We start from the raw sequence: 15,868 nt of genomic DNA on the forward strand, positions 1-15,868 counted from the left end.
ATGCTGGATGGAATGATGCTCGGCACTATTCAGACGGACGCGAACTAGCGTAATTTCCAGCGAAGATTAAAGCGTTAGAGATTTTTATTACCAATTGTTTTGAGAGGCCACCAAGGGTTCTCGTGCCTCCTTTCAGACGGCATTCAAAGGGTTGGCTCCATTCTGAAGACGAGGTCTTCGCGTTATTGCGCCTATCGTCCAGAATGATCGTCACTTACCTTCCGTGAAGATCTCCTTAAGGCGAGAGTCAAGCGACAATTCACGCATGACATGCGCATGAAGGTGTGAAGAGGAAAGCTGACAGCGCGCCTTCAAAGCGTTGAGCCGCGGCAACGCGGGGTTCGAATCGGGCTTCGCTAGGGCCGTGACAAAACAAACGAGCGCGGTGCGTCCAACGACCGCTGGCAGCGGTCGCGCAAGCCACGCGATGCGGCCCCGGACCCAGGGCCGGATTCAGTGCCGATCGACACCATCAGTGACCAAAGTAGATCGAGTGAGTCCCTGCGGTCGTCGACGGCGCACCCGACTGCGAGGAGCCGTTCATCGGCACTCCGCCGACTGCCGTGCTGCTCGGCGTCGTGGCATCCTGCGCATGAATGCGTGCCTCCGCAGCCTGAACATCGGTGGGATAGTGCAAATCCTTGAGGCCCGGGCGATACCCCGCCTGTTCCATTTGCACCAGGTCGGCGCGCACTTCGGCACGCGTCAGCGGGGCAGCGGAGTCCTGTGCAAAAGAGACCACGGGGACGACGAGCGCGTTGGCAACCAACGCTGCATAGATCAGAGTTTTCATGGTGAACTACCTGTCAAGTTAAATATAGTCAGCTTCACACGCGATGAACGGAACCTCGGGTGTCGCCGCGCCACCGCCGCAAGGGTAAGTAACCTATATTGTCCGCTGATGGGGTGACGCGAGGCTGACCTCTGCATTACGGCGTTGTCACATTAAAGTGTTCGCGTCGCCGTAGTGCGATGAACGGAGCTTTTCTCAAAAACCGGACGGATTTTGGCTAAGCTCGGTGAAACGATGCCATGCGGCAAAGCGATCGCCGAGTTGTTTGCGGTGGAGCGAGGCACGTAGTAGATGTCGCTTCAGTGCGAAGTGCTGCCGGATCGGTCCAAAATTCGACAGGAATGCTTGCGTGCGCTCAGGATCGCGGAAACCACGCATGCGGCGCTCGCGTTCTCGCGTGGGTTGATGACTATTTTCGGCCCGGTTGTTCACTCGGGCGCTGGCTTTGACGAAAACGTGCTTCACGTTTGCCAGTTCAGGGATCTCGGCCTTCGCCGCCGGATAGCTGCGCAACTGGTCAGTGACAATCTTGCGCGGCACCTCAGGACAAGCCGCCAGTACACGTTTGAAGAATCGTTTTGCCGCAGCCTTGTCGCGCCGCTTCTGCAGCAGGATATCAAGTTCGGCGCCATGCTGATCGACTGCCCGCCAAAGTAGATAAGGCTCACCGCGTAGCGTCACAAACACCTCATCCAGATGCCACGTGGTGCCGGGCTTGCGACGAGCAGCCTTGACGCGATGCGAGAAGCCAGCGCCAAATTTGTCGCACCAGCGCCGCACTGTTTCATAGCTGACGATTACACCGCGCTCGAACAGCAACTCTTCAATGTCGCGCAGGCTCAATTGAAACCGAAAAATACCAGCGAACGGCGCAACTGATAACGGCGCCCGGGAATCGATGGCGATGGTACAGCGGCATGGTTGTCTTCATCGCATCACTCTACCAGCCCGACCAGTTACCGTGACAACGCCCTTGCGGCTACCCGGCTTGGCTTCCGACTCTGTCACAGTGATGTCCATCAAATCGAAAATGATGGGCACCACTTTGATGTCGGTTCTCGCCGCCGTCTACGACGGTCGTCGTGAGGTGCTTACCGTGCTTCTGCCTCCAGTTCCGGATCGCCAGTTCGAGGTGACGAAGTCTGCTGCATTGAACAAGCCACCCCGAGCAGCAGCAGCGGGATCGCGAGAATAAGGCGAAGAGCCTTGAGCATGACGCGTGCTCCATTCAGAAAATGATGGAAAGGTATGAAACGCACTCCCGCTTCGAATTCTCTTCGAGAGTCACGTCGATAGTGGTGCTGGCTTCCCGACAAAGCAATTGGACTTTGGTCACATAGCTACTTCACAGGCGACTGAAACCAACTCGACTCAGCGCTATGTTTGGGAGTCGACCTGATCGTCGCAAGCACGGTTTTGAGGGATCGAGGGGCATTCGCGAGCGCCGGCTTTGGCGAAAACTGAAGGCGGACTGCGGGTCGGGAGGCCCAATTCGCGAGCGTCTGCTTTCGCGCGACGCGAAGGTCCGTTGGGGGTCGACTTCTGCCGGATGCGGAACAACCAACGGCGGCCCCCTCGGCGGTCCCGCGTCGGACCGGGTTCGGCCATCAAGGGACATTCATATCGCCCGATCGAACGGCCGAACTTCGGCGCACAGATGACAATGAGTTCGGCGCACTTCGCCCTACCGCCGGCAGGTTCAGTCCGGGACGCTTCTATAGCCCGAGGTTATAGTAAGTGTCCTCGACGACGGAGGGGTCGCGAGTGGCCTCAATGAGCTTATACGGGCGAGAGGGGAACACAGTCGCGGCGAAGTCGCAAATCTGGAGGGAGACGCCCCGGCTCGACGGGGCCGTCGCTCACGTCACAGGTTGAGCCTCGTAATCCGTTGGCCTTGCACGCCGAGCCCGGCCATCAACCCCTGCTGGCCGAAGATAAATGCGTAGACATCTGCCTGCAGCGTTGTGGTGTTCATCGACCTGGCTGCGCCCGCGTCCACGACTACGATACTTGGGCCTACGCCAACGGACCATCCGCTGCTATCGAAGGGCTGGCGCGCGGCTGCGTCGCTCATCAGGAACAACGCCTCCGAGAGCGTCTGCGCACCAGCCTGCAGGCCCCACGAAACCCCTGTGGCTCGGAAGTAGCCCAAGACTTTGCCGTCGGGACCGAACAGCACGCCTCTTCCGCCTTGCCCGCCGACTCCGAGGCCCGCCCGGAAGATGTTCGGGAACACAAGAACTGCTTTCGCCCGGTCATGAAGGTCTCTAGCCCTGGGAGCCGTGTCAAACAGTTGCTGGAGCGCCGTGCGCGCTTGTGCCTCCAGTTCTGGATCACCCATGCCTGAGGGAGCATTCTGCTGCGTCGAACAGGCCATCGTGAACAACAGAATCGGGACTGTAAGAAAAAGCCGCAGATACCTGGTCATGACACGCGCTCCACTCGAAAATCGATCTGGCTAAAACGAACGCCCCGCCTCGGGGTCTTCCCAAGTCATATCAATAACGGTACATGCTTGCCGTCAAGACAATTGGACTTTGGCCTCATAGCGGCCTCACAGGTGTCTGAAGCCGGCTCGGTCCCTCTCTGCTCTACGCGACCTTTTATACCCGTACGGCAGCTTCGTGTCGAGTTTGAGACGCTGGGCGGATTAGTTGTCTGGTTAGTTCAAACGGCTGGACCGGGTCGACTTCTGCCGGATGCGGAACAACCAACGGCGGCCCCCTCGGCGGTCCCGCGTCGGACCGGGTTCGGCCAACTGCGGCCATTCGGCCGCTGATCCGCGCAGACATTCGAGCGTCCGCTCTGCTCCATCAACCGGCTTACGGTCGAAGGCAGCAAATTATCCTTTTCCGCTGATGGGCATCATTCGTACATCTTGAGCATCTCCGCCAGAGCTCCTTCGATTATCCTGTTCGACAGACGCGGGTCATTCACGGCGCGAGCGAGCGCTATTGAACCCACGCAGGTGCTGAAGATCATGACCGCTTTAGCATGGGCGTCTTCTGTATCCGGCAAAGACTGTGCGAGCAAAGCGATGATCTCACTGACACGTTCAGTGAATGCCTCGCGGGTTGCTTCGGGCGCGCGCTGTACGTCGTTGACTAACGCTGAAATTGGGCAACCTCTGCGGAGGTTGTTCCGATGGCTTTCCGACACATATGTGCTTATTGCGCGCTCAGGCGCCGTCTTGAGCGCGGCCTGAAAATGCTCGATGTCCTGCAGCGCCATGATGAAAGCCTCGGTCACAAGCGTATCGCGGGACTCGAAATGCTTGTAGAAGCCGCCAACAGTCAAGCCAGCTTCTTTCATGATGTCGCCGACACTGATCCCATCAATGCCACGCTCGCGGAAACGACATGCGGCGACTTGCACAATCCGCTGATGCGTGGCCAGTTTGTCAGCTTGTGAGTGCCCCATTTTTCAGTCTCAAAGATGTATTGTGCTGTGAGTCAACCGGCAATGCCGTTCGCCCGGTGCTCCCTCAGCAGCGGTTAGCTCGCGTCGCCCGACGACCTCACAATTGCCGTCAGTTGCAAAGTCCTGGCAATGCGAAAGCCGAGCTCCCGATACAGACGAACGGCGGAAAGATTATTGGTGAACACGTGAAGGAACGGCACTCTGTCGCGTTCCTGGATTGTTGCCGACAGATGCTTCATCAACAGCCGGCCCAGCCCTCGGCCACGCGATTCCGGGTGCGTGCACACGGCGCTAATTTCGACGTACTTCCCGGCAGTCATTCGTTCGCCCGCCATCGCCACCAGCCGGCCGCCCTCCCTGATGCCAAAGAAGTGACCTAGTTCGTTGGTCCGGGCGTTGAATGGTCCGGGTTCCGTTAGCTCGGCGAGTCGGAGCATATCAGGTGTGTCGTCGACGCCGAGTCGCACGATCCGCGCGTCGGACGATACGGTGAACCGGTTGGCGGCAACCATCTGATTGGCCACAGCCTCGCGCACGACGTCGAAGCCAGACGGCAAGTCCGGCTTGACCGCCGTGAAAAATGATAGGCGCTGTCCCGGCTGGAGCATCGCTGCAACTTGCGAGACGTTTTGCGCCGAGTAATTCTGCGCGGCCCCGAACGGCGCAAATTCCGGGCGATACCGGGCACCGCCTTCGCGGCGCTCGATGAAGGCTGGAGGCGCTTCGCTCAGCGCGATCCATACGGGATTGGCGAGGTATTCCTCGGTCGCGATCTCACTTGGCTGCATCGATGTGGGAGGACTGCATGACAAGCTCCTGTTTTGTTCGTCTTCTCTGCTGTGGAATCGTGGTCAGGCGAACCGTGCCGCGTGCTTCCTGATAAAAGCCTGGACCGTCATCGGCGGAGTGCCGGTCAAATCCTCAATGAACGAATTGGTGCCGGCGAAAACGCCTTCCTGGTAATCGACGGCAACCGACAGCAGATGCTGCGTGAAAGTGTCGCTGAATTTTGCATCCGTATGCAGGCGCTTTTTGAACAGGTCGAGATCGACCGGTTGATACGTGACCGTCCTACCCAACGCCTGGCTCATCTCGGCCGCAATCTCATGGTGATTCATCTCGACCGGCCCATAGAGCGGATAGACCTTGCCCGCGTGCGGCGCCGGATCGCGAAGGATCGCGGCAATCACGCGACCCTGATCCTCGGCTGCAATCGGCGCATGGCGCCCTTCGCCAAAGGGCAGACGCAGCATCCCGTCCTTTTTGATGGACGCGACTTGACCCGGGTAGGTCAACCATTGAGCGAAGAACGTAGGGCGCAGATGTGTGACCGGCGTGCCGGCCCAGTCGAACACCTGTTCCGAGATCCAGTGGTCTCGCGCGGCATGGCTTTTCGCTTCACGGCGAGCCGAAATCTGCGACATGTTCACAATCGATTCGATTCCGGTCTCGCGGGCGGCCTGTGCAAACGAAGCGCTGGCCGCTATCCCACCAGCCTCGATCGGATAAACGAAATAGGCCGATGAGATGCCTTGAAGAGCGCGTGCGACATCGTCGATCTCCGAGAGATCGCCAACCAGCACCTCGACGCCTCGCGAGCGCAGCCGTTCTGAACGGGCGTCCTCGCGTCGCACCAGGGTTCGTACCTGTTCGCCTGCAGCCAGAAGGGCATCTGTCGCTGCTCCGCCCGTGTCACCAGTCGCGCCTGCGATAAAAAATCTACGAAAAGCCATTTGAAAGCTACGCTCAATTCATTAATTGGCAAGGTGGTGAGTGCTTCAGCCACCGGATCTGAACTGGAGTATAGTCGTAATCCAGAACAGCGATAGATGAGTTCCGTACTAGTCTTTTGCGGAATGCCGTTCGCGACGTAGCCGGCAAGCGCGTGTGGCTGCGTTCGCGAACGCCCGCTGCAAATGGAATTCGAAAACCGCGTCCCACCCGAACGACCGTACATCGGAGAATGTTCCTGTCATGCTCGCCCGCACCTTCGCCTCACCCCGTCATTCCACGCGCTATTGGGAGGCCGGTCCCGCCGATGGGCCATTGATGATCTTCCTGCACGGCTGGCCCGGGGTCGGTCTGATGTGGCGCGCGCAGATCGAGGCTTTTGCGTCGGCGGGCTGGCGCTGCATTGCGCCGGACATGCGCGGATACGGCGGCTCGTCGACTCCGGGCGCGCCCGATGCCTATGCGCTCAAGGAGGTGGTCGACGACATGGTCGAACTTGATGACCATCTGGGCGGGGGTCCGGCAATATGGGTCGGCCACGACCTGGGAAGCCCGGTGGCCGGGGCGCTCGCCGCGCATCACGCGAGGCGCAGCCGCGCGGTTGTGTTCGTCTCCGTTCCGTATATGCCCGAGAGCTTCGGGTTGCGCAGTCTGCTGCCGCTAGTTGACCGGACACTCTATCCCGCCGACCAGTATCCGGACGGGCAATGGGATTACTACCGTTTCTATCTGACGCATTTCGATCAGACCGTTGCCGACTTCAATGCCGACATACCAGCGACACTGGCGGCGATCTACCGGTCTGGAGACCCGAAGTCGGTGGACCGCGTCTGTCGCTCCGCGCTGGTTTCGCGCAATGGCGGCTGGTTCGGCTCGGCACGTCGTGCGCCGACGGTGGCGCCGGACGAGGCGCTCTGGCCGTCGGCCGACTTCGACGCGCTGGTCGATGCGTTCCGTGTGACCGGGTTTCGTCCTGGTAACGCCTGGTATCTGAACGATGACGCCAACATTGCCTACGCTCGAACTGCGCCCGACAGCGGCCGTCTGAGCCAGCCCGTCCTGTTCGTGAACGGTGAATTCGATAGCATCTGCGACATCACCCGCAGCGCTCTCGGCGAGCCCATGCGAGACGCCTGCACGGATCTGTCTGTGACGACGCTGGGCGCAGGCCACTGGCTTCCGCTCGAACACAAGGCTGAACTGGTCCAGGCCATCCGCGCCTGGCTCGAGGCGAAGGCGCTGTCGTAGCCATCACGAACGAATATTGACCCGCATAGAGTCCTGCACATCGACTAAAGGAGTGGAATGACATGATCGCCTCGGACAGCAATGGCATCAAACAATACGACATTGCGACCAACGGCATTACCTTGCACGTGACGGAGCAAGGGGAGGGACCGGCCGTGCTGTTCTGCCACGGTTTCCCGGACACCGCGTATACGTGGCGGCGGCAGATGAAGGCCATTGCGTCGGCGGGTTTTCGTGCGATTGCCCCGGATATGCGTGGATATGGGCGAAGCTCGGCTCCGGCCGACGCAAGCCTCTACACACCGTTGCACACGGCAGGCGATCTGATTGGCCTGCTCGATGCGTTAGCGGTTCCCCGCGCCGTCCTCGTCGGACATGACTGGGGGGCGACCCATGCATGGAACGCGGCGCTGATGCGCCCGGACAGGTTCGCGGCGGTGTTCTGCCTCAGCGTCCCTTTCGTGCCGCGCGGAGATGTTAGTGTTTTCGACAGGATGCGAAAGGCGGGGCTTCAAGACAAGTTCTATATGTTCGAGCAGATTCGGGCCGACGCCGACAAAATCTGGGCCAACGCAGCGGTGACCGTTCCCGGCGTTCTGTATTGGGCGTCAGGTACCGCGCCAGTTGGCCAGCAGTGGAGTCCAATGGATCCGGCTCGAAGCCTTCATCGTGCTGCCCCTGGACCGTTGCCTTCGTGGGCGCCAACGGACTATGTCGCGCATAACATCGCGGAATTTCAGCGTACCGGTTTCCACGGAGGGTTGAATTACTACCGCGCGGCGGAGCCGTATTTCGCCTTGTCCGCTCCGTGGAAGGGCGCGAAGATCGTTCAGCCGTCGTTCTTTATCTGGGGCAAGGCGGACGGTCTGAAAGAGCTATATCCGCTTAGCCTCGACGACCTTCGCGCCGGCTTACCGGGCCTTGTGGGAGGACTCGAACTCGACGACGTGGGGCATTGGGTTCAGCATGAGGCCGCCGCCGATGTCAGCGATCAACTGCTGAAGTTCGTGCGTACCGTTGATCTTGCATGATCGTTTCGGACACTGTCCGGTGTAGTCTCTGCTCCAGGCGCCGTTTAATCAAGCGAAGAAATTGGCGGCGTAACGGAGCCTGACGGGAGTCTTCAATGACCCTTGTACTCAAAGAACGGACATCGACCAACAGGGCCACCGGTTGTCCGCGTTGGGTCGCGTCCTGCCGGTCGCTGCCAAGAAAAAGTCGGCCAAGAGCGGTGTGTCGGCCTTTACGCTCCGAAGTAGTCGAGCTCGGGCGTCACCCGCTGAAGATCTGCGACCGAGAGCGTTATGCGCTCGCCTGTTGCAGATGTTGCTCCATATGGTTGCACAGTCCTCAGAATTCGGCGTTTGTTCAACTCGAATGCGAGTCGCACCTGTTGTGCAGTCTCATCGCGAGCGCCAAGCTCTTCGCAAACAACTTCAAATGGCAGCGCGAAGGCATGGTATCCCCAGCCGAACCCGTAGGCGGAAAACCACACCGCAGAGTCGGCGCCAAGAATGGGGGCAGTAATGACAGTACGTTGCTGATCCATCGCATTCACCTGCGGTGACGATAGGTTGACATCAAAGTGTTGCACAGCGACCTTACAAACGCGAGGTTCTGCCGACACGATGTCACCACTCAGCCGAGATGATTGCCTTGCGGCACAGGTGCGATTTTGCGAATCGGGACTGACTCGAACGGGTCGTGTCCTTCGGATCCCCAACAGGCAGGACCCGGCCCATGAAGCGTCATTCGCCCGCACCATTGCGCGGACGTTCAGATGTCGGATCCACCCAGCAAGCGGCCACTCAATTCGCGAGGACGAATCGTGCTTCATCGGCCATTGCGGTCATCCGCGTAAGCCTCAGTCCGGCATCCCGTTATGGTCGCCGAGTGGTCTAGCGGGCCAGTCCACCCAGCGGTCCGCGCGGGTAAGTTCGTGCGCTTCGTTGAGCGGGTAACGAATACGGTTGTCGTCGCGCGGACGTTCGCCGATCACCATCAGCCTGACTTCGTCCTTCGTATTGTTGATGAAGGTGTGGCAGATTCCGGTGCCTGCCGGAAACGCGACGGAATCGCCTTCAGCAATGGGATGCAGCACGCCGTCGATCCAGACGTCGGGCTTGCCCTCGAGCACGTACACAAACTCCTGCTCGGTACTCTCGGCGTGCGGATATGACGTCCGCCGCCCGGGCAGAAGCCTCACATGATGAATGCCAATACGCGTAATGCCGAGTGCGGCGGAAAGCGGCGCGTCTAGCGCCATTGGCTCGGTATCGGCGCGATAGGAATGCGCATCCGGTTCTTCGAGTTCAGTCCAGTGTTTGATGAAATCTGGTCGGCTCATCGGTTGTTCTCCTTTAGGGCGAACGTCGATAATAGCGGTTTAGGAGCGGACGTTAGCCGTGACTCGCGGCCAATCTCGGCCATGGCCACTTCGGCCGATGACCCGCCGAGCGATGGCGTAGGTTGTTGCTCAAACCTTTATATGGCGCTCCGCAGGTGGTAAAAGGCGCGACAGGGCCTTTGAACGATTTCCGGGTTTTTTCGGCGTCACGCGGTCGTTGGACAAACCGCGATTTGGACTCCGGTAGCCGACCACAATCGGGCATCCAACTCGCCCGCCAGAAAGCAGCCGAGCCGGATGACTATCTCACCGCTTGTTATGAACGAGCGAGTAGATAGTAGCCAAAGCCGAGAGTGGCTCGCCCCCACTCCAAGTAGGCCTGATGCCATCGTTGCATACGGAGTGAAAATTTCTCCGAGTCAGGATCATCTGGATGCGTCGCGAGGTGTTGCATCATCGCATTGCAATATTCGCCTTCGTACTCGTCCCATTCATCGTCGCTGCTGGTTGCCGTCCGTAACACGGCATAACCCAGTGTGTGGGCACGCGCGGCATTTTGAGCATGAGACACGAACTCATCTGCTGTTCCGCCAAGAACATCCAGATAGGCTTGGGATGGAGATTGCTTCCAGTAACCATCGGCGATCAGGATGCGGCCACCGGGTTTAAGCCAATCCATGCTGATGCGCAGGCATTCTTCGAACGAGCCGAATGCATGCGTAGACCCAACGCAAATGATAGCTGAGTAACCTTGGCTTGGTCGGCTGTGTTCGAGTAAAGGGCAATCGAATAAAGTGAGACGCGCTTCATCGCTGAAGAGCGAACGCGCCTCATCGAGGAAGTCACGGTTGATATCGACACCCACACCACATACAGGTGACATGTTAAGCGTGTCACGCAGCAATGCAGCCTTCCCGCAGCCGGCATCAAGTACGATGTCCTCGGCTGAGAGATTACTTGTCAGGCTTCGGAGTAGGCCTTGGGCTTTTCCATCCGAGAGTGGGCTGAGGTAGCGATGATTACTGTGTGCAATCGTAGAAAAGCGAAATGGGTCGCGGTTCGAGTTGGACATGATTCCATTGCGATGATGTACTGAGAGTAGATTTTTTGAACATCACTTCGAAATGGGCTTTCGTACACGAACCTCCTAAATTTCAGCTACATGACCGTTTTCGATGATCTTACATGGTCTAAATGCCCCGGTCTAACATTCTTGAATGGCTGCTTTCGGTAAATCCGAAGGACCGGTTCGGGGTCCGGTCCGGAAGTTCGGGTAGAGGACGCCGTATGCAGGGCGTGCGAACTGCGAGCTTCGGCAACCGGCCAGGAACGGACGATCGACAGCATGCCGTTATTTGCCAACAATCATTCGTCATCCCGGATGCAGCTATTACGGCAACGCGCCCCTTGCGCGCTCCGCTTAGCTTGTCGAGTCGGCTGAAAATGCGATGTCCTTCTGGGCCTCGAGCATCCTTAGGCGCTCAGCCAATGCAGCGCTGATCGACTCGTATGCACTGCCGCCGAGCGTCAGGCGTAACGGCGGATGTGCCGAGTCTGCCACGACGATCATTGCGGCAATTGTTCTGCCGGCATCGCCCCGAATCGCAAAGCTGTTGGACGCAATCGCTCGCCTGACTTCGCCCGCTGGCGTGTCGTCATACTCGGGCATCGGCACCGCGTGATCGAGACCGGCGCCGAACTGCGTGTTCGTCGGCCCCGGTTCTACGACCACGAAGTCGATGCCGAACGGCGCCACCTCCTGCGCCACAGACTCGACGAATCCTTCGATACCCCATTTGGTTGCGTGATAGAGGCTGAAGTTCGGGTAGGCAATCTGTCCGCCTTCGGACGAGACCTGGACGATCCGGCCGCCCCCCTGGCGGCGCAGGAAAGGCAGCGCGGCGCGGATCACCTGAATCGAACCGGTGAGATTGGTGGCGATCTGCCGGTCGATCTGTTCGTCGGTCACTTCCTCGGCCGCGCCGAACAATCCGTAGCCCGCATTGTTCACGACCACGTCGATACGGCCCATCGCGTCGAAAGCGCCAGCGATACTCGTGCGCAGTGTCGGCGTGTCCGTGACGTCCAGCGTCAGCACACGCAAGCGGTCGCCGTACTGTTTTTTCAGATTGTCGAGCGCTCCCTCGCGCCGCAGCGTCGCGACGACCCGATCGCCGCGTTGCAGAAGTTGCTCGGCAAGCAGCCGGCCGAGGCCTGACGACGTACCGGTGATAAGCCAGGTCTTAATCATGCTGGATATCTCCCATGGACTGGATGGAATGGCATTGCCTGATGAACAGTCTAGGTACCAGTCATTGGTTCGGGAAGTCGCTATAGTGCGTATGACCCCGTGAAAATTCTTCACCAATGACCAAACCGACACTTGCCGACCTCACTGCGTTTTCCGCCGTCGCGGCACATCGGAGTTTTCGCCGTGCCGCCGATGCACTCGGCGTTTCGCGCTCCTCCCTCAGTCACGCCATGCTTGCTCTGGAGCGTGACCTGGGCGTGCGCCTGCTCAATCGCACGACGCGCAGCGTGGCGCCGACTGAAGCTGGCGAAACATTGCTCGCGCGGCTCGCACCCGTGCTTCGCGATCTCGACGAAGCACTGGACGCCGTCGCCGATGCGCGCGGCAATCCGAGTGGCACGCTCAGGATCAACGCCAATGAGAGTGCGGCGCGGCTGTTGTTGAGAACGGTGGTGCCGCGCTTTCTGGAGCGGTTTCCCGGCATGGCGCTCGATCTGGTCGCGGAAGGGCGGCTCGTCGACATCGTCGAGCAGGGGTTCGATGCCGGCGTCCGGCTTGGCGAGTCGATCCCGCGTGACATGGTGGCGGTGCGTATCAGCGATGACCTTCGCTTCGTGGTCGTTGCGGCGCCTTTGTATCTCGCGGGACGAACGCCACCCGTCACGCCCGACGATCTTCGCGATCACACCTGCATTCGCCAGCGACTGCCGAGCGGCAAGCGCTACCGCTGGGAGTTCCGCAAGCACGGGCAGGAAGTCGCGATCGACGTTCCCGGTGTCCTCACGCTGGATCACACCGGGCTGATGGTCGAGGCCGCGTCCGATGGGTTGGGTCTTGCGTATGTACCGGAGTCCGCCGCTCGCGACTGCCTGGATGACGACCGGCTGGTGACCGTGCTGGAAGATTGGTGCCCGTTTATCCCGGGGCTCTGCCTGTACTATCCCGGGCATCGCCACGTGCCTACTGGACTGCGGGCGTTCGTAGACGTGCTCAGGGAGGTAACGCATCGGCACACGTGAATGACCGTTGCTGAGGTTCCTGACCGACCGTTTCACGCCCTGAGGTGGTCCGTCAAGTTTTTGAACGGGAGCCTGTTCTTCCGAAGCCCTCCCGGTTTGACCTGCACGTTGCTGTAGCAAACCTGTAGCACACAAAAATCTCGTCCTAGCATCTCAGCCGACTGTTCGCAGCCCCCCGGCTCGGCGGGCCCGTCTGGCAATAACCGGCTTGTTACACGATGGCGACGCGGACCACGATTATGTGCGCAATGACCTCAACCCGGTACGCACTTCCTTGGCAAAAAGGTCGGGCTGTTCCCACGCCGCGAAGTGCCCGCCCTTGTCGAGCCGGTTGTACCAGATGAGATTATGATAGGCGCGCTCCGTCCAGCTTCGCGGCGCCTGATAGTTCTCGCGCGGGAATACGCTCACCGCGGCGGGCACGGACACGTCCGCCGCGCCGACGAAGTTGAAGTGTGATTCCCAATAAAAGCGCGCGGCCGAGACGCCGGTGTTCGTCAGCCAGTAGAGCGTGATGTCGTCGATCACGTCATCGCGCGTCATCGCGCCGGACGACTCGCCGTTGACGTCGCGCCCGAACACGGCCGACGTCAGCGCCGCGGCCGGTTGCACGTAGCCGTCGCCGTGATCGAGCAGCCAGCCGGCAAGACCGATCGGGGAATCGGCGATGCCATAGAGCGTTTGCGGGCGCGTGCCCATTTCGAGCGCGTATGCGCGGCGCTTTTTAGCAGCGCTCGCGAGCTGGTCGTACGCATGCTTCTCTTCATCGTTGAGTCCCGCGGGCGGCGGATCGCCGGCCTGCAGCGCTTTGGCGATATCCGTGGGAACGCTCGCCGGGAAGTTCACGTGAATGCCCAGCAATCCGGGGGGCGCCTGCTTGCCCATCACGTTCGCGACCACACCGCCCAGATCGCCGCCTTGCGCCGCGAACTTGTCGTAGCCGAGCCGTTTCATGAGCGTCACCCAGGCGCGCGCGGTGCGTTCCGGGCCCCAGCCGGTCGCCGTTGGCTTGCCTGAAAACCCGTAGCCCGGCAAGGAAGGGATGACCAAATGAAAGGCATCCGACGCGCTCGCGCCGTGCACGGTCGGATTCGTCAGCGGATCGATGATCTTGAATTGCTCGATGACCGAACCGGGCCACCCGTGCGTCACGATGAGCGACATCGCGCTCTCATGTTTCGAGCGAACGTGAATGAAGTGAATGTCGAGCCCGTCGATCTCGGTGATGAAATTCGGATAGCCGTTCAGTTTCGCCTCGCACTTGCGCCAGTCGTAATCCGTGGTCCAGTGACGCGCGAGTTCCTGCGTCAGCGCGAGCGGCACGCCTTGCGAGTCGTCGGCAACGGTCTCGCGTTCCGGCCAGCGCGTCGCCCGGATGCGTCGGCGCAAATCGGTGATCTGCGCCTCGGGCACGTGCACACGCAGCGGTCGAATCGCGTCCTTGTCACCGTTTGCCGCCTTCGTGACTGAAACAATCGATGTGTTCGTTTCGGCAAAAGCGAGCTGGCTCAGCGAAGCCGCTGCGACACTGGCCGCCGCGCCCCCCACGAAGCGGCGGCGGGAAGGGGACTGGGGAAGGACTTTATTATTTAACATGAGAACTCCAGATGAAAAGGATCTCGTCCGCGCCTGCATCGGGGCAACGCTGATTCAGCGCATGTTGTTATGCGCGAGCGAATTCGACGGCATTTCGTTCGACGAATTCGTGCATGCTCGTCGGCGCTTTCCCGGTGAGTTTGAACAGGTCGTCGGTGAGACGGTCGTAACGGCCTTGAGCGTGCAGCGCGCCCATCGCCGAGAGATGCCGGATGAGATGTTCGGGCACGCGTCGAGCCCGGAGGTCCTGACTTCGGGAGACGGCATTTTCCCAAGGCGGCTCGGTCACGTCGTATCTCAACGTCGTGGCTCGCAGCGAGAATCGCGAAATCGCTGCTGATCGATATGAACCGGACTTCTCACCCTCGTACGCGACGCATCTTAAGGAAAACGGACATGCCGGTCCGCTTGTCCCGGGCGCTCAGCAGCGTATGGAAGCGACGCTTCAGGACGGGTTCCTGCTCGATAAGCTCGCGGCCACGCTCGCCGTCCGCGAACGCACGCTCAACCGTCGCTTCAAATGGGCCACTGGGATGGCGCCATTGGCGTATCTGCAGCATCTTCGTATCAAGGTGGCCAAGCATAGAGTGGATCCCGTTCCGCGCAGAGGTCAGGAAAGCTCACAAAGGCAAGTCCTTGCCTGCCTGCTCACTAGTCATGTACTTCGCATACCAGTCCGGCCAATTCTCATCGCGTTGGCCGCCGGACCGCTTCTCGTGCTCGCCGTGCGCCGCCTCGGCCCGTCGGAGCGCCGCCGCGAGATCCGCTGACGAGGTGAAGGTCGTGGCGTCTGTGTCCACGCGCCCAGGCGCCCGGTGAGTGAGTTCCTGGAACAGCCAGCCATTGCCGTCCGGATCGCTGAACGAGGCGAACGAGCGGTAGCTGCGATGCTCGAGGTCGGGACCGTCGAGCCGTATCCGCCCAAACAGGTAGGGCTCGTCCGGGCCGGCGTACGCGCCCGCGGCGTCGTGGAACACTTCGCTGATTTCAATTCCCCGTCCCAGCAGTTCATTGCGAGCCGCCTCGACGTCGGAAACGATCAGGTACAGCCCCTGCGCGGATCCGGGTGTGGCCGCTGTGACGTTCTTGCCGAAGATGACCGAGCACCCGGAACCGGAAGGCGTGAACTGGATTACGCGGAAATAGCCATCGTCGGAGGCAAAGTCGGCGTCAAGCCTCCACCCCAAGCCGCCGTAAAAGCTCTTGGCACGATCGACGTCGGAAACAGGGATGACGATGACCTCGAGCTTCATGTCCACGCCCCGCACGTTCGGGGTCCCGACTGCAGCGCTGCTCATGTGAACCTCCCATTGCTTAGGCCGCAACGCGGCCCTCAGGTTTGCCGACAGCAACACGTAGCGAAGAGAGCCAGATGCGATTTGCCGGGCAGGATCGGCTGCCGCGAAGCATCGCTCGGATCTGGTCCCGCACGGGGAGCACGTCGGACCCGGGTTCGGCACGCG

17 protein-coding genes and 1 pseudogene are annotated in these 15,868 nt (G+C 60.2%); 3 read left to right on the forward strand and 15 right to left on the reverse strand.

Annotation, left to right across the window (positions count from 1 at the left end; translation table 11 throughout):
• Positions 1 to 472: 472 nt before the first annotated feature.
• The 7 genes and pseudogenes from B0G69_RS20705 to B0G69_RS20730 form a co-directional block, all read right to left on the reverse strand.
• Positions 473 to 793, reverse strand: coding sequence for a DUF4148 domain-containing protein (locus B0G69_RS20705; RefSeq protein ID WP_121320559.1), 321 nt, complete (start codon positions 791 to 793; stop codon positions 473 to 475).
• 195 nt (positions 794 to 988) lie between these two features.
• Positions 989 to 1,724: pseudogene (locus B0G69_RS20710) on the reverse strand (IS6 family transposase).
• A gap of 160 nt (positions 1,725 to 1,884) precedes the next feature.
• Positions 1,885 to 2,007 carry a hypothetical protein gene (locus B0G69_RS42790; RefSeq protein ID WP_277873555.1) on the reverse strand — a complete coding sequence of 41 codons (123 nt, stop codon included), beginning with the start codon at positions 2,005 to 2,007 and terminating at the stop codon, positions 1,885 to 1,887.
• A gap of 650 nt (positions 2,008 to 2,657) precedes the next feature.
• The gene (locus B0G69_RS20715; RefSeq protein ID WP_121320561.1) at positions 2,658 to 3,221 is read right to left on the reverse strand and encodes a YSC84-related protein; all 564 of its coding nucleotides are present in this window, start codon (positions 3,219 to 3,221) and stop codon (positions 2,658 to 2,660) included.
• A gap of 437 nt (positions 3,222 to 3,658) precedes the next feature.
• Positions 3,659 to 4,213: a TetR/AcrR family transcriptional regulator gene (locus B0G69_RS20720; RefSeq protein WP_121320563.1), complete on the reverse strand. Its 555-nt coding sequence runs from the start codon at positions 4,211 to 4,213 to the stop codon at positions 3,659 to 3,661.
• Positions 4,214 to 4,287: 74 nt separating this feature from the next.
• Positions 4,288 to 5,001: a GNAT family N-acetyltransferase gene (locus tag B0G69_RS20725; RefSeq protein ID WP_121320565.1), complete on the reverse strand. Its 714-nt coding sequence runs from the start codon at positions 4,999 to 5,001 to the stop codon at positions 4,288 to 4,290.
• Between the two features lie 63 nt (positions 5,002 to 5,064).
• Positions 5,065 to 5,946, reverse strand: coding sequence for an NmrA family NAD(P)-binding protein (locus B0G69_RS20730; protein WP_121320567.1), 882 nt, complete (start codon positions 5,944 to 5,946; stop codon positions 5,065 to 5,067).
• A 241-nt stretch (positions 5,947 to 6,187) separates the two neighbouring features.
• Between B0G69_RS20730 and B0G69_RS20735 the strand changes: the two genes are divergently transcribed.
• Positions 6,188 to 7,192: an alpha/beta hydrolase gene (locus B0G69_RS20735; protein ID WP_121320569.1), complete on the forward strand. Its 1,005-nt coding sequence runs from the start codon at positions 6,188 to 6,190 to the stop codon at positions 7,190 to 7,192.
• A 62-nt stretch (positions 7,193 to 7,254) separates the two neighbouring features.
• Positions 7,255 to 8,223, forward strand: a complete 969-nt coding sequence (locus B0G69_RS20740) for an alpha/beta hydrolase (RefSeq protein ID WP_121320571.1) — start codon at positions 7,255 to 7,257, stop codon at positions 8,221 to 8,223.
• Positions 8,224 to 8,435: 212 nt separating this feature from the next.
• Here the strand turns inward: B0G69_RS20740 and B0G69_RS20745 are convergent, their stop codons facing one another.
• The 4 genes from B0G69_RS20745 to B0G69_RS20760 all read right to left on the reverse strand — a co-directional run bounded on the left by B0G69_RS20745 (position 8,436) and on the right by B0G69_RS20760 (position 11,790).
• On the reverse strand, positions 8,436 to 8,741 hold the full coding sequence (locus tag B0G69_RS20745) for a hypothetical protein (RefSeq protein WP_199731307.1): 306 nt from the start codon (positions 8,739 to 8,741) through the stop codon (positions 8,436 to 8,438).
• A gap of 315 nt (positions 8,742 to 9,056) precedes the next feature.
• Complete coding sequence (locus B0G69_RS20750) at positions 9,057 to 9,539, reverse strand: cupin domain-containing protein (RefSeq protein WP_121320573.1); 483 nt, start codon at positions 9,537 to 9,539, stop codon at positions 9,057 to 9,059.
• A gap of 316 nt (positions 9,540 to 9,855) precedes the next feature.
• Positions 9,856 to 10,611, reverse strand: a complete 756-nt coding sequence (locus B0G69_RS20755; RefSeq protein ID WP_121320575.1) for a class I SAM-dependent methyltransferase — start codon at positions 10,609 to 10,611, stop codon at positions 9,856 to 9,858.
• Positions 10,612 to 10,959: 348 nt separating this feature from the next.
• Entirely contained in the window at positions 10,960 to 11,790 is an 831-nt protein-coding gene (locus B0G69_RS20760; RefSeq protein WP_121320577.1) for an SDR family oxidoreductase, read from the reverse strand.
• 116 nt (positions 11,791 to 11,906) lie between these two features.
• Here B0G69_RS20760 and B0G69_RS20765 point away from each other — a divergent pair, with 116 nt between their 5' ends.
• Complete coding sequence (locus B0G69_RS20765; protein ID WP_121320579.1) at positions 11,907 to 12,809, forward strand: LysR family transcriptional regulator; 903 nt, start codon at positions 11,907 to 11,909, stop codon at positions 12,807 to 12,809.
• Between the two features lie 237 nt (positions 12,810 to 13,046).
• Here B0G69_RS20765 and B0G69_RS20770 read toward each other — a convergent pair whose 3' ends face one another.
• The 4 genes from B0G69_RS20770 to B0G69_RS20780 form a co-directional block, all read right to left on the reverse strand.
• Positions 13,047 to 14,405: an epoxide hydrolase family protein gene (locus B0G69_RS20770; protein ID WP_121320581.1), complete on the reverse strand. Its 1,359-nt coding sequence runs from the start codon at positions 14,403 to 14,405 to the stop codon at positions 13,047 to 13,049.
• Between the two features lie 67 nt (positions 14,406 to 14,472).
• Positions 14,473 to 14,634 (reverse strand): hypothetical protein, encoded by a 162-nt coding sequence (locus B0G69_RS41060; protein ID WP_158608961.1) that lies wholly within the window; start codon positions 14,632 to 14,634, stop codon positions 14,473 to 14,475.
• Between the two features lie 130 nt (positions 14,635 to 14,764).
• A complete protein-coding gene (locus B0G69_RS20775) occupies positions 14,765 to 14,989 on the reverse strand; it encodes a hypothetical protein (RefSeq protein ID WP_121320583.1) in 225 nt (74 codons plus the stop codon).
• Between the two features lie 36 nt (positions 14,990 to 15,025).
• The gene (locus B0G69_RS20780) at positions 15,026 to 15,703 is read right to left on the reverse strand and encodes a VOC family protein (RefSeq protein WP_121320585.1); all 678 of its coding nucleotides are present in this window, start codon (positions 15,701 to 15,703) and stop codon (positions 15,026 to 15,028) included.
• Between the last annotated feature and the right edge of the window lie 165 nt (positions 15,704 to 15,868).

This window comes from Paraburkholderia sp. RAU2J, assembly GCF_003634845.1.
GTDB classification, from domain to species: Bacteria; Pseudomonadota; Gammaproteobacteria; order Burkholderiales; family Burkholderiaceae; genus Paraburkholderia; species Paraburkholderia fynbosensis.